Source organism: Yersinia vastinensis, from assembly GCF_044905075.1.
Lineage (GTDB): Bacteria > Pseudomonadota > Gammaproteobacteria > Enterobacterales > Enterobacteriaceae > Yersinia > Yersinia vastinensis.
This window is the reverse complement of the sequence record NZ_CP173260.1, coordinates 415,105-428,054: the sequence shown is the minus strand read 5'-3', so window position 1 is coordinate 428,054 and position 12,950 is coordinate 415,105. Positions and strand designations below refer to the sequence as shown.

The following is a 12,950-nucleotide window of genomic DNA, read 5'->3' as shown; positions in this document are numbered from 1 at the left end:
GGCCGGGAGGCTCTTACATCATCACCACATCAAACTGTTCTTGGTTATACAGTGGCTCAATCTGAACTTTAACCTGCTTACCAACAAAAATTTCTACTTCCGCTAATGCATGAGACTCTTCACCTTTCAGTGCCTCTCCTACCGCCGGAGAAGCATAGACCAAGAAGCGGTCAGAATCATAAGCATGATGGACACGGACAATTTCACGCAAGATCTCGTAGCACACCGTTTCGACTGATTTGACCGTGCCGCGCCCACGGCAAGTTGGGCATTCATTGCATAGCACATGCTCAATACTTTCCCGCGTGCGCTTACGCGTCATTTCTACTAAGCCTAGCTGAGAGAAACCGTTAATACTGGTTTTTACTCGATCTTTACTCAGTGCCTGTTCCAGTGAATGCAATACACGTCGACGATGTTCTTCATTACTCATGTCAATGAAATCAATAATGATAATCCCACCCAGATTCCGCATCCGCAGTTGGCGTGCGATGGCCTGAGTCGCTTCAATATTGGTATTGAAAATCGTCTCGTCAAGATTACGATGACCGACAAAAGCACCAGTATTGATATCCACTGTGGTCATGGCTTCAGTCTGGTCAATAATCAGGTAACCTCCTGATTTTAACTCAACTTTACGCTCCAGAGATCGCTGTATTTCATTTTCGACATCATAGAGGTCGAAAATGGGCTGTTTGCCAGTATACAGCTCCAACTTTTCAGTCATTTCTGGAATATATTCACTGGTAAACTCCACCAGCAAATCATAGGTTAATTTGGAGTCGACACGAATTTTATCCAATGCCGCACCAGCAAAATCACGCAGCACACGTTGTGCCAGAGCCATCTCGCCATATAACTTGCATTTGGTATTGTTGCGTTTTTTCCGCTCCTGAACTTTCGTCCACAAGCGTTTGAGGAAAGCGGCATCAGCAGAAAGTTCCTCTTCACCAATCCCTTCTGCAGCAGTGCGAATAATAAAACCGCCTTGCTCATCACAATAGCCGGTCACGGTTTTTTTCAGCCGTTCGCGTTCAGCTTCACTTTCAATTCGCTGGGAAACACCGACATGAGCAGCCCCTGGCATCAAAACCAGATAGCGCGAAGGTAGGGTGATATCGGTGGTTAAACGTGCGCCTTTAGTACCAAGCGGGTCTTTCACCACCTGCACGATTAAATCCTGCCCCTGGCGCACCAGTTCAGCAATATCGCGCACATTGAAATTTTTCTGCTCATCCCCAGCCACACATTCGGTGTGGGGCATGATATCGGAAGCATGGAGGAAGGCGGCCTTATCCAGACCAATATCGACGAAAGCCGCTTGCATGCCCGGTAGCACCCGGCTGACACGACCCTTATAGATATTACCGACGATCCCTCTTTTCGCTTCACGTTCGATATGTATTTCTTGCAGGATGCCACCGTCAATGTAGGCAACCCGCGTTTCAGACGGTGTAATATTGACCAGTAATTCAGCTGTCATGTATTCCTCTCACATTACGTAGCGCAATGAAATTACTTAGTAATTCATGGGTTTCTACCAACGGCAGTCCTACAACGGCATGGTAACTGCCGGTAATGGATCTGACGAAACAACCACCTTTCCCCTGAATACCGTACGCGCCCGCTTTGTCCATGGGTTCACCGGTAGCAATATAATCACTGATTTCCAACTGGGATAACACGCGAAATGTCACATCTGTCACAACCATGGCAGATAACAAATCGTGTCGATCAGCCAGCGACACCGCAGTAATCACTTGATGTTGCTGGCCTGACAACGTACTTAATATTTGCTGCGCGTGTGCTTTATCTCGTGGTTTTTCTAATACTTGCCCATTTAATACCACAATAGTATCTGCCCCTAAGACAGGTAAATCTTGTGGTGCGACCTTCACCCCTGCCTGTGCTTTATCCTGCGCCAAACGCCGGACATATTCTTGTGCACTTTCTTCTGGTCGACGTTGCTCTTCGACCTCTGTTTTGAGCACCTCAAAAGGGACACCAAGCAGAGTTAATAATTCACGGCGACGTGGAGAACCAGAAGCGAGGTACAGGGCGGTCATGAGTCTTAATTCCTTATTGCACCGCAAATTGACGGCGAATTTTGCGCATTAACAAAAATAGCCAAGGCCACAAAATACCGTTGACTACACTACTCCAGAAAACTTCGGGGCGGAATGAGACGTTACTGACTAAAAACTCCGACCAGAACACCACGACATCCATTGTCAGCGAAAGCAGCATCACAATGAGCGCCTGCTGCCACAATGCCATATTGCGAAATAGCTGAAACTTGAATGCCACCAGATAAGCAATAATGCTCAGTGCCAGCGCCCGAACGCCAAGAGTTGAACCTAAAATAAGATCCATAATCAGCCCGAGGATAAAGCCAGTCCCAACATTGACACGATGTGGCAATGCCATTACCCAATAAATAAGGACCAGGGCCAGCCATGAAGGGCGGAACATATAAATCTGTTCTGGCCACGGCATAATTTGCAGCACCATGGCAATCAGGAAAGACAACCAAATCACCCAACGGCCATTACTGCTGTAGCGGTTCATGGTGACACTCCTGGCGCAGTCACTGCTGTTGGTGTCGTCGCAGCAGGTGGTGCCGGTGGCCCCATCTCATCTGCGGCAGGCAATACTTGCGACATCATGGGAGCCAAACGTTCATTTGCGACACGGCGAACTTCATCTGGAGGCAAAGGTATGTCGCCATTACGATCCGCGCCCCACAACAGCAAAAGGTAACGCAAACGCTGCAAATCCGCCGTCGGACGAGCTTGAATCACCGTATAAGCACGCTGGTTATCAACTTTGACTGATGAAACGACAGCAACAGGATATCCTTCAGGGAAACGCCCCCCTAAGCCAGATGTCACTAACACATCACCGACGCGAATATCTGTATTGCTTGGCAAATGCTCTAATAATAAGTCATCAGTGCAACCACTCCCGGCAGCAATAACTCGAATATCATTTCGCAGCACCTGAATAGGGAGAGCGTGTGAGGTATCACAAATCAAGAGCACGCGGCTGGTTAATTTACTCACAGCGACCACCTGACCTACGACACCGCGGTCACTGATGACCGGCTGGCCTTCGTAAACGCCATTGTTAGAACCTTTGTCGATAACCACTTGATCACTATATGGATCTGTCCCACTGGACATCACCTGCGTCACCATTTTCTGTTCATCTTGACGCAGCGGGGAGCCGAGCAATTCACGTAAGCGGTTATTTTCCTGCTTAAATTGCCCAAGTAACTGCAAATCTGTATTTTTCAGCAACAGTTCTTGGCGTAATGCACGATTTTCCAGCTCCAATTGTTGGTGGGTAGCCAGAGTTTCAGAAACGTTATCGAGAACTTTGCGTGGCCCATTGGCCAAAAAATAGAAAGGGCTAACGGCGGTATCCATATAAGTACGTATTTTAACAAATGTACCTAATCGGCTATCCGCTATAACTAAAATAATGGCTGCAAGAACGGCAAAGAACAACCGCAGTTGCAGGGATGGACCCCGGCTAAAAATCGGCTTCATAAATTATGGGTATTCCTTGACGGCATGAAGGAGGAAGCGCCAAATCTGAATCACCCTTTCGTACTTGACGTTACAGCAGCATCCACGGCCTTAACGCATCCGAAGAACTGACCTGAACCAGTTTATTCGAATGCGTTATTGCCTGGCTGCACGCCTATGACGTCTAACCTGGGTAGAGATTTATCTGACCGGCCCTTCTCCTTTTGGCTGACTATTCTTCGCTGAACAAATCGCCGCCATGCATGTCGATCATTTCCAGCGCTTTACCACCACCGCGAGCGACGCAGGTCAATGGATCTTCTGCCACCACCACTGGGATACCGGTTTCTTCCATCAGCAAACGATCCAGATTGCGTAGCAATGCGCCACCACCAGTCAACACCATGCCGCGCTCTGAAATATCAGATGCCAACTCTGGTGGACACTGTTCCAGCGCAACCATAACCGCGCTAACAATACCGGTCAGTGGCTCTTGCAGCGCTTCAAGGATCTCATTGGAGTTCAGTGTAAAGCCACGTGGAACCCCTTCAGCAAGGTTACGGCCACGCACTTCAATTTCCAGAACTTCATCACCCGGATAAGCAGAGCCAATACTGTGCTTGATACGTTCGGCTGTTGCCTCACCAATCAATGAACCGTAGTTACGACGCACATAATTAATGATGGCTTCATCAAAGCGGTCACCACCGATACGAACGGAAGATGAATAAACCACGCCATTCAGAGAGATAACCGCCACTTCGGTAGTACCACCACCAATGTCCACAACCATGGAGCCGGTCGCTTCAGAAACGGGCAGACCTGCGCCAATTGCCGCCGCCATTGGCTCTTCAATTAAGAACACTTCACGCGCACCTGCGCCTTGGGCTGATTCACGGATCGCACGGCGCTCAACCTGAGTTGCCCCGACCGGTACGCACACCAGCACACGCGGACTTGGGCGCATAAAGCTGTTGCTGTGAACTTGCTTGATAAAGTGTTGCAGCATTTTTTCAGTGACAAAGAAGTCGGCGATAACGCCGTCTTTCATCGGGCGAATCGCTGCGATATTGCCAGGGGTACGCCCCAGCATCTGTTTGGCATCATGGCCCACAGCCGCAACGCTCTTCGGTGAACCGGCACGATCCTGACGAATAGCAACCACTGAAGGTTCATTCAGTACAATGCCTTGTCCTTTAACATATATAAGGGTATTGGCGGTACCCAAGTCGATGGACAAGTCGTTGGAAAACATGCCACGAAATTTCTTAAACATAACGAAAGGATAATCCTGCAAGCTGGGGGCGAAAAATAAAATCCGCCTACTTTACCAACCACACGAAGCAGCGACAAGGCGCAAAAACGTCCTGATTCGGTGAAAAAGTAGCTGCGTTATTGACATCTCGCTCCATTCAGACCCCATGTTGTTTGAAAAGGTTGAATAAACCCTTGGCACAACACCGATTCTGCGCAACGACCGGCGTAACACAGCACATAAAATCTAACATTTAACCTGATTCTCGTTGGAAGTAAGTGCCCACCAACGATTTACGGAAATGACTGGCATATTCTACGTTAATTTTTGCTCAACGATCAGGCTAAACATGGCCCTAATACGAATATTTTTTCTTTCCGGGGTTCAAAAGCGTGGGTGGAGCAAAAAAATTGCCCTGTCCACCATAAACACCTTTCTCTTTCAGAGTTTGCCATTCTTCACGGGTAAGGACTTCTGCGGCAAAAACTTTCGCGGGTGTCCCTGCACAAGCACCGATCAGGCTATCAACAAACAGCTGATTTTCGTAACGTAAATTAATACTTCTTACTAACCCCGGGTGAAGCTTGATCATTTCAACCCGTAGAGACTTAATATATGAGGTACTGACCACCGTCAATCCGGCCTGCGACACCATGACCTTACAGCCAACACCAAGCAACAAACGCATCATCGGACGGATTTGGCTGATATATTGACACACATCTGCCTCCGCAAGTTCAAAGATAATTCGCTCTCTATCCGATTTTCTGCACTGTAGCAGTGTATCCCGCAGCCAGCGCTGGAAAGGACGCTGCAATAATGAATCAACGCAGATAGAAAATGCCAGAGTTTCGTCCGGCCATAAAGCTAATAAAGGAATTATCCGATCAATTTTTTGACGATCATAACGTTCGCCTAGGCCGAACAGTTGCACCAGAGGCATAAATTCAGCTGCGCGGAGTTCTTGTTCACCATCATATATACGGCTGATTATCTCACGGTGATGGATTTTCCCATCAACGGTTACCACCGGTTTTTGATAAAGCCTTGGGCCACCATTCGCCAGTGTTTGCTCCAATAACGTGCGCCATTTGACACTTCCGCGCCCTTTTTCTGACACTTGAGTATCGTAGATGTACCACCCATTCCCTCCATACATTGCCGCATTTTTGGTCGCCTGTCCCACATTATCCATAATCTGTTCTGCGGAATCGCCGTTGCGGTACGCCACAATACCAATATGTAGTAATGACTCGCGATCAATAACATGAGGTTTGGGTAATGCTCCCACCGCATTAACCAATTGTGCGGCCATGACATCGGCATCTTTTAAGGTTTTGTGTGGAAGTAATATCGCAATATCACTCTGATGATAACGGGCTAATAATGCTGAAGGGTGACGGGCGACAAAAGTAGAAAGCAGGTTAATTAATGAATGCATCAACTCCTGCACCTGCCGATGGTCATCCGTTTCAATTAAACTATCAAAATCAGGTAGTTGTACCATCATAACAACGCCATGAGCACCTGACTCTTCCAGTTGAGTGGTGAGTTGGTTATCAAAAAACTGACGGTTACCAAAGCCGGTTTTGGCATCTCGGGCCGCAAAAGTACGAATTAATGTATCCACATGATTGCGTTCTTCCCTAACTTCGATCAACTCCGCCAATAAATGATCAATAGCACGGCTGGCGCAAGGTGGCCATTCGTGGCCCTCACTACGAATGGCATGTTCACGCTCGCCATTGAGAATGCGTTTCGCCCGCCATTCTAGTTTCTCTTGCCCTGCCGTCTGTTCACGTAACCAGCGGAAACTCAGCAATAGCGTCATGGCAATCACAATCACGGCCAACGATAAAATGGCGACCGCATAAAGGGAGCGAGCATAACTGCTTAGGGGGTCGATATAGGTAAAGTGCATCGAGGCCCCGGGCTGATGCAGCATGGGTACAGCTAGGCTGCGGTAGCGGCTTTTACTGTTCCATGGCGCATAAATAGCGGGGAGTTTGAGATGATATAGCGTACTACTTTCGTTTTGGATGCTGACTTCCAGCACCCCTAGAGTCCGCATCATAATAGGTAGCCATTCGCGTTCTTTATCAGCAGGTTGCAGCAGTAATGACTGATCGTAAGCAGTCACAATCCCCTGAAGGCGATGCTCCATTTTTTTCTGACACAAATAAAAGAAACTTGCCGTGCTACCGAGTAACACCAGACACATCGCCACGACAATCAGCAGCGTCATAAACACAGATAGTTTGGTTGTAAATCTCATCCCTTAACCTTGCGAAGCGCAATTAGGTGAAAAAAAGGCCTCAGTTCCCTCGAATAAACACTATATGACAAAAGCGAGTCATAACACGGATTTTTTACTTCATAGCGCGACTGGGACACTTTAACCCAGCCTTTTACATTAAAGCTTAGTTTACCTGCTTCAAGGATAGTCAGGGTAAAGTTCAACAGCCCGATTTTTGTTCTTGATCAGGCTAGGAAGTTGATGTTGTCGCTATATTGGCTCACTCTTAACTCTTACTTTCTTTGAATTTTTGGAGTGCCATATGCGAGCGCTTGTCCTTGAGCAAACCGAAGGCCGTACCACTGCAGAAGTGCGTGAAATATCGCCTTCACAGTTGCCTGCCGGTAATGTCACCGTTGATGTCAATTGGTCTAGCCTGAATTATAAAGATGCGCTGGCCATCACAGGCAAAGGGAAAATTATCCGTGAATTCCCGATGGTTCCTGGCATTGATTTTGCGGGCACCGTCCACAGCAGCGAAGATCCGCGTTTTCATGTTGGTCAATCCGTGTTGCTGACAGGTTGGGGGGTCGGTGAAAACCATTGGGGAGGGTTGGCAGAGCAGGCTCGTGTTAATGGCGACTGGTTGGTTCCTATGCCTGAGGGGTTAGAGCCTCGCAAGGCGATGATTATTGGTACGGCAGGCTTCACTGCCATGTTGTGTGTCATGGCATTAGAAGAAGGTGGTGTGACTCCTGACAGTGGCGAAGTAGTTGTAAGTGGGGCCAGTGGGGGGGTGGGTAGCACCGCGATAGCCTTACTTTCGGCACTAGGTTATCAAATTGCGGCTATTTCTGGTCGTGACAGCAACAGTGAATACCTCAAAAGTCTGGGTGCTCACCGGGTGTTATCTCGCAATGAATATCTTGATGCTTCACGCCCATTAGAGAAACAGCTCTGGGCGGGCGCGATTGATACCGTTGGCGATAAATTACTGGCTAAGATTCTGGCACAAATGAATTATAACGGGACCGTCGCAGCCTGCGGCTTGGCGGGGGGTTATACCCTTCCAACAACAGTCATGCCCTTTATTCTGCGCAATGTGCGTTTGCAAGGGGTCGATTCAGTGATGACGCCACAACAAAGACGCCTACAAGCTTGGCAACGGTTGCAGAAAATTTTACCTGAGAGCTTCTACCACCAAGCTTCGCAATCCATCACATTGGCTGATGCACCGGCAATGGCTGAACGCTTGCTCGCTAACGATGTCACGGGTAGAACCTTGGTGAAAGTTCGTTAATACTGGGTTAACGCCTGCTGAAAAACGAAAGCCGGGGAGTATTCATCTTCCCGGCGTCCTACCGTAACAATCAGAAATATCATATTTTCCTTTGTCCCCTCGCACTTATTCCCATAACCCGTCATGATTATTATTACCATTAAGGTCAGTCTGACGGAGTCATGCTATGCGTAACTTTTTCCTGAATACCAAGAGCAATTCTTCCGGCACACACAATGTACCGCGCAAACTGACTGAAGCGGATGTGACGCCTGAGAGCATTTTTTATCAGCGCCGTAAGGTATTGCAAGCATTGGGGATCACTGCCGCCACGTTAGCATTACCTACCAGCGCACAAGCAGATTTACTGGCGTGGTTTAAAGGCAATAACCGCCCGAAAGCACCATCGGGCAAGCCATTAGACTTCACTAAATCAACGGCCTATCACCCCGATTTAGCGATGACGCCAGAGGATAAAGTGACGGGCTACAATAATTTCTACGAATTTGGTCAGGATAAAGCCGATCCTGCAGCCAATGCCGGCACACTAAAAACTGAAGGCTGGCAGATTAAAATTGACGGTGATGTCGCTAAACCGATGACGCTTGATATTGATGATCTGATGAAGCGCTTTCCTTTGGAAGAGCGCATCTATCGCATGCGTTGCGTGGAAGCTTGGTCAATGGTAGTACCGTGGATTGGGTTTGAATTAGGAAAATTACTGAAGTTGGTTGAACCGACCAGTAATGCGCGCTATGTCGCGTTTCAAACACTTTATGCGCCAGATCAGATGCCAGGGCAAGAAGATCGCTTTATTGGCGGTGGCCTGAAATATCCTTATGTCGAAGGGTTAAGACTGGACGAGGCCATGCACCCTCTGGCCTTTATGACGCTAGGTGTCTATGGCAAGGCCCTGCCTCCGCAAAATGGTGCGCCATTGCGCCTCATTACCCCGTGGAAATATGGCTTTAAAGGAATAAAATCCATCGTACATATTCGACTGACTCATGACCAGCCCCCCACCACCTGGAACCTGAGCGCACCCAATGAATACGGTTTTTATGCCAATGTGAACCCACATGTGGACCATCCGCGCTGGTCACAAGCGACTGAACGTTTTATCGGCTCCGGCGGCATCCTTGATGTTCAGCGCCAACCCACTCTGCTGTTTAATGGTTATGCCGATCAAGTCGCTTCACTCTATCGTGGTTTGGATCTTCGGGAGAATTTCTAATGCGGCTGAGTTTACGACAAATTAAATGGCTCAAGGTGGCTATCTGGCTGGCGGCAGCGCTGCCCTTGCTGTGGCTAATTTTGTCTGTTGATCAAGGTTGGTTCAGTGCCGACCCCGCGAAAGATATTCAGCATTTTACCGGCCGGATGACCCTTAAACTGTTATTGGCTACGTTGTTGGTCACGCCACTGGCACGATATGGCAAGCAACCTCTACTGATCCGCTGTCGTCGGCTCTTGGGGTTATGGTGTTTTGCTTGGGGGACACTGCATTTAGTCAGTTACTCGGTGCTGGAATTAGGATTGAGCAATATTGGCCTATTAGGACGTGAATTAGTCACCCGTCCCTACCTGACATTAGGCATTATTAGTTGGTTATTGTTACTGTCACTGGCCGTGACATCTACCTTGTGGGCACAACGAAAAATGGGAGCTAACTGGCAAAAGCTGCATAATTTGGTGTATGTTGTCGCCATTCTTGCGCCAATTCATTATCTTTGGTCGGTGAAAACGTTATCGCCACTGCCCATTATTTACGCAGTGACCGCAGCAATATTATTGGCACTACGTTATAAGAAATTTCGGCAATGGTGCCGCTAAAAGTCTGAACTTATCCACGTTCTCCACTCTTTATACCTAACGTCAGTGGTTCGCGTTAGCGGGCGTAGTTAACCTCTGTGCAACATCATGGGCGGAGGGCATAATAAGGTAGTAAGCGCACAATTCGTATTTTTTTCTATTGAATATCTTCGCTGATAAGACCAGTATTTAGCTGCGAATTGCTACGATATCATTATAATGCTCGACCTTAGTACCGATCGCAGTGTCAAATTCGTCGTAAAAAGGTGACAAATCGGTGACATCAGGTTATTTTTTACGATGATGTACTAATTGCCGGAGATACCAGCATAATGTCGGATAAGTTTCACATTTTGCTTCTGAATGGCCCTAACTTGAATCTGCTTGGAACGCGTGAACCCGAAAAGTACGGATCCACGACGTTGGCTGATATTATCAGCCAGTTAGAGGTTCAAGCTCAGGGAATGGATGTGGTGCTGTCCAATTTGCAGTCAAATGCAGAACATGTGCTGCTCGATAGAATTCACCAGGCACGGGGTAATATCGATTTTATCCTGATCAACCCAGCAGCGTTTACGCACACCAGCGTAGCACTGCGCGATGCGCTGTTAGGTGTGGAGATCCCGTTCATCGAGATCCATTTATCTAATGTGCATGCTCGGGAGCCATTCCGTCATCATTCATATCTCTCTGATATCGCAGTTGGCGTAATCTGTGGACTTGGCGCAGATGGCTACAACTTTGCTTTACAGGCAGCGGTAAATCGCTTGTCACAACCCAACTAGACCCGAAATAATTCGAGTTGTGGGAAGGCGGCAACTGAGCAAATCCCCGTGAGCTTACATCAGTAAGTGACTGGGGTGAACGAAGGCAGCCAACACACATACGACTCGAAGTATGAAGGGTATAATTGCAACACAAAAAGAGTACGGAATCACACTCATGGATATTCGTAAGATTAAGAAACTGATCGAACTGGTTGAAGAGTCCGGCATTTCAGAGCTGGAAATCTCAGAAGGCGAAGAGTCAGTACGTATCAGTCGTGCTCCTGCCGCACCAAACTACCCAATGATGCAACAGCCATATGCTTTTGCTGCACCACAACAGCAGCCAGCACTGGCCGCCGCCGTTGCCCCAGCACCGGCTGCTGAAGCCGCTGCACCAGCAGCCATCAGTGGTCACATCGTGCGCTCCCCAATGGTCGGTACGTTCTATCGCACCCCGAGCCCAGATGCTAAAGCCTTCATTGAAGTAGGTCAGAAAGTTTCTGCTGGTGACACTCTTTGCATCGTTGAAGCGATGAAAATGATGAACCAAATCGAAGCAGATAAATCCGGTACTGTAAAAGCCATTCTGGTTGAAAACGGTCAACCGGTTGAATTCGACGAGCCTCTTGTCGTCATCGAGTAACGAGGCGTTCCATGCTTGATAAAATCGTAATCGCTAACCGCGGTGAGATTGCGCTGCGTATCCTGCGAGCTTGTAAAGAGCTGGGGATCAAAACTGTGGCAGTTCACTCCACAGCGGATCGTGATCTTAAACACGTGTTATTGGCTGACGAGACTGTCTGTATCGGTCCCGCACCTTCTGTTAAAAGCTATCTGAACATCCCAGCAATCATTTCTGCTGCGGAGATCACCGGCGCGGTGGCTATTCACCCCGGCTATGGTTTCCTGTCTGAAAATGCTGATTTTGCCGAACAGGTAGAACGTTCAGGTTTCATCTTTATCGGGCCTCGTGCCGAAACTATTCGCCTGATGGGTGATAAAGTTTCTGCTATCAGCGCGATGAAGAAAGCCGGTGTACCTTGCGTACCAGGCTCTGACGGCCCACTGAGCGACGATACTGCCAAAAACAAAGCCTTTGCCAAACGAATCGGTTATCCGGTCATTATCAAGGCATCTGGTGGTGGCGGTGGTCGTGGTATGCGTGTGGTTCGTCACGACAAAGATCTTGAGCAATCCATCAATATGACCCGTGCGGAAGCTAAAGCGGCTTTCAATAACGACATGGTTTATATGGAAAAATACCTTGAGAACCCACGCCATATCGAAATTCAGATTTTGGCTGATGGTCAAGGTAATGCTATCTATCTGGCAGAGCGCGACTGTTCTATGCAGCGCCGCCACCAGAAAGTCGTCGAAGAAGCACCAGCACCTGGCATCACCAACGAAATGCGCCGTTATATCGGTGAGCGCTGTGCGAAAGCCTGTGTGGAAATTGGCTATCGTGGTGCAGGTACTTTCGAGTTCTTGTATGAAAACGGCGAGTTCTATTTCATCGAAATGAACACCCGAATTCAGGTTGAGCACCCGGTTACCGAAATGATCACCGGTGTCGATTTGATCAAAGAACAGCTACGAATTGCTGCTGGCCAACCGCTCTCCATCAAACAAGATGAAGTGAAAGTTCACGGTCACGCGGTTGAATGCCGTATCAACGCCGAAGACCCAAATACCTTCCTGCCAAGTCCGGGTAAAATTACTCGTTTCCATGCGCCAGGCGGTTTTGGTGTGCGTTGGGAGTCTCATATTTACGCCGGCTATACTGTGCCCCCGTATTATGACTCCATGATTGGCAAGCTGATCACTTACGGTGAAAACCGCGACGTTGCTATTGCCCGTATGAAAAATGCGTTGGCAGAACTTATTATCGATGGCATCAAAACCAACGTTGAGTTGCAGCAACGCATTATGAACGACGAAAACTTCCAGCACGGTGGAACCAATATCCACTATCTGGAGAAAAAACTCGGGTTACAAGAAACCTGATATTGCGTTTTTCATGCTGTTGATTTTTCTATCAAGGCCGGTAAATTACCGGCCTTTTTTATTACCT

At 48.2% G+C, this 12,950-nt stretch carries 12 protein-coding genes; 6 read left to right on the top strand and 6 right to left on the bottom strand.

Going from position 1 to position 12,950, the window contains the following annotated elements; all coding sequences use genetic code 11:
- Positions 1–13 precede the first annotated feature (13 nt).
- The 6 genes from rng to csrD all read right to left on the bottom strand — a co-directional run bounded on the left by rng (position 14) and on the right by csrD (position 7,060).
- Positions 14–1,483, bottom strand: coding sequence for a ribonuclease G (rng, locus tag ACIOG0_RS01860; protein WP_050100569.1), 1,470 nt, complete (start codon positions 1,481–1,483; stop codon positions 14–16).
- Positions 1,473–2,066, bottom strand: a complete 594-nt coding sequence (locus ACIOG0_RS01855; protein ID WP_050100567.1) for a nucleoside triphosphate pyrophosphatase — start codon at positions 2,064–2,066, stop codon at positions 1,473–1,475. The genes rng and ACIOG0_RS01855 overlap by 11 nt, the downstream gene beginning before the upstream one ends.
- Positions 2,067–2,079: 13 nt before the next feature.
- Positions 2,080–2,568, bottom strand: a complete 489-nt coding sequence (gene mreD / locus ACIOG0_RS01850; protein WP_032911561.1) for a rod shape-determining protein MreD — start codon at positions 2,566–2,568, stop codon at positions 2,080–2,082.
- On the bottom strand, positions 2,565–3,551 hold the full coding sequence (gene mreC / locus ACIOG0_RS01845; RefSeq protein WP_050100564.1) for a rod shape-determining protein MreC: 987 nt from the start codon (positions 3,549–3,551) through the stop codon (positions 2,565–2,567). The genes mreD and mreC overlap by 4 nt, the downstream gene beginning before the upstream one ends.
- Positions 3,552–3,762: 211 nt before the next feature.
- A complete protein-coding gene (gene mreB / locus ACIOG0_RS01840; protein WP_002228205.1) occupies positions 3,763–4,806 on the bottom strand; it encodes a rod shape-determining protein MreB in 1,044 nt (347 codons plus the stop codon).
- A 334-nt stretch (positions 4,807–5,140) separates the two neighbouring features.
- The gene (gene csrD, locus ACIOG0_RS01835) at positions 5,141–7,060 is read right to left on the bottom strand and encodes an RNase E specificity factor CsrD (RefSeq protein ID WP_050100562.1); all 1,920 of its coding nucleotides are present in this window, start codon (positions 7,058–7,060) and stop codon (positions 5,141–5,143) included.
- 283 nt (positions 7,061–7,343) lie between these two features.
- Between csrD and ACIOG0_RS01830 the strand changes: the two genes are divergently transcribed.
- The 6 genes from ACIOG0_RS01830 (at position 7,344) to accC (ending at position 12,883) form a co-directional block, all read left to right on the top strand.
- Positions 7,344–8,321 carry an MDR family oxidoreductase gene (locus tag ACIOG0_RS01830; RefSeq protein WP_050100560.1) on the top strand — a complete coding sequence of 326 codons (978 nt, stop codon included), beginning with the start codon at positions 7,344–7,346 and terminating at the stop codon, positions 8,319–8,321.
- Between the two features lie 166 nt (positions 8,322–8,487).
- Positions 8,488–9,534 (top strand): protein-methionine-sulfoxide reductase catalytic subunit MsrP, encoded by a 1,047-nt coding sequence (gene msrP / locus ACIOG0_RS01825; protein ID WP_050100558.1) that lies wholly within the window; start codon positions 8,488–8,490, stop codon positions 9,532–9,534.
- Complete coding sequence (gene msrQ / locus ACIOG0_RS01820) at positions 9,534–10,133, top strand: protein-methionine-sulfoxide reductase heme-binding subunit MsrQ (protein ID WP_050100555.1); 600 nt, start codon at positions 9,534–9,536, stop codon at positions 10,131–10,133. Before msrP ends, msrQ begins: the two co-directional genes overlap by 1 nt.
- A gap of 311 nt (positions 10,134–10,444) precedes the next feature.
- The gene (gene aroQ, locus ACIOG0_RS01815) at positions 10,445–10,897 is read left to right on the top strand and encodes a type II 3-dehydroquinate dehydratase (protein WP_050100554.1); all 453 of its coding nucleotides are present in this window, start codon (positions 10,445–10,447) and stop codon (positions 10,895–10,897) included.
- Positions 10,898–11,054: 157 nt separating this feature from the next.
- Positions 11,055–11,522, top strand: a complete 468-nt coding sequence (gene accB, locus ACIOG0_RS01810; RefSeq protein WP_050100552.1) for an acetyl-CoA carboxylase biotin carboxyl carrier protein — start codon at positions 11,055–11,057, stop codon at positions 11,520–11,522.
- Between the two features lie 11 nt (positions 11,523–11,533).
- On the top strand, positions 11,534–12,883 hold the full coding sequence (gene accC / locus ACIOG0_RS01805) for an acetyl-CoA carboxylase biotin carboxylase subunit (protein WP_050100550.1): 1,350 nt from the start codon (positions 11,534–11,536) through the stop codon (positions 12,881–12,883).
- Positions 12,884–12,950: the final 67 nt, after the last annotated feature.

What these genes read in the sequence shown, in the direction of transcription:
- mreD (WP_032911561.1), bottom strand. Translation starts at nt 2,568, where the DNA reads ATGAACCGCTACAGCAGTAATGGCCGTTGGGTGATTTGGTTGTCTTTC.
- ACIOG0_RS01855 (WP_050100567.1), bottom strand. Translation starts at nt 2,066, where the DNA reads ATGACCGCCCTGTACCTCGCTTCTGGTTCTCCACGTCGCCGTGAATTA.
- accC (WP_050100550.1), top strand. Translation starts at nt 11,534, where the DNA reads ATGCTTGATAAAATCGTAATCGCTAACCGCGGTGAGATTGCGCTGCGT.
- csrD (WP_050100562.1), bottom strand. Translation starts at nt 7,060, where the DNA reads ATGAGATTTACAACCAAACTATCTGTGTTTATGACGCTGCTGATTGTC.
- rng (WP_050100569.1), bottom strand. Translation starts at nt 1,483, where the DNA reads ATGACAGCTGAATTACTGGTCAATATTACACCGTCTGAAACGCGGGTT.
- accB (WP_050100552.1), top strand. Translation starts at nt 11,055, where the DNA reads ATGGATATTCGTAAGATTAAGAAACTGATCGAACTGGTTGAAGAGTCC.
- aroQ (WP_050100554.1), top strand. Translation starts at nt 10,445, where the DNA reads ATGTCGGATAAGTTTCACATTTTGCTTCTGAATGGCCCTAACTTGAAT.
- msrQ (WP_050100555.1), top strand. Translation starts at nt 9,534, where the DNA reads ATGCGGCTGAGTTTACGACAAATTAAATGGCTCAAGGTGGCTATCTGG.
- msrP (WP_050100558.1), top strand. Translation starts at nt 8,488, where the DNA reads ATGCGTAACTTTTTCCTGAATACCAAGAGCAATTCTTCCGGCACACAC.
- mreC (WP_050100564.1), bottom strand. Translation starts at nt 3,551, where the DNA reads ATGAAGCCGATTTTTAGCCGGGGTCCATCCCTGCAACTGCGGTTGTTC.
- mreB (WP_002228205.1), bottom strand. Translation starts at nt 4,806, where the DNA reads ATGTTTAAGAAATTTCGTGGCATGTTTTCCAACGACTTGTCCATCGAC.
- ACIOG0_RS01830 (WP_050100560.1), top strand. Translation starts at nt 7,344, where the DNA reads ATGCGAGCGCTTGTCCTTGAGCAAACCGAAGGCCGTACCACTGCAGAA.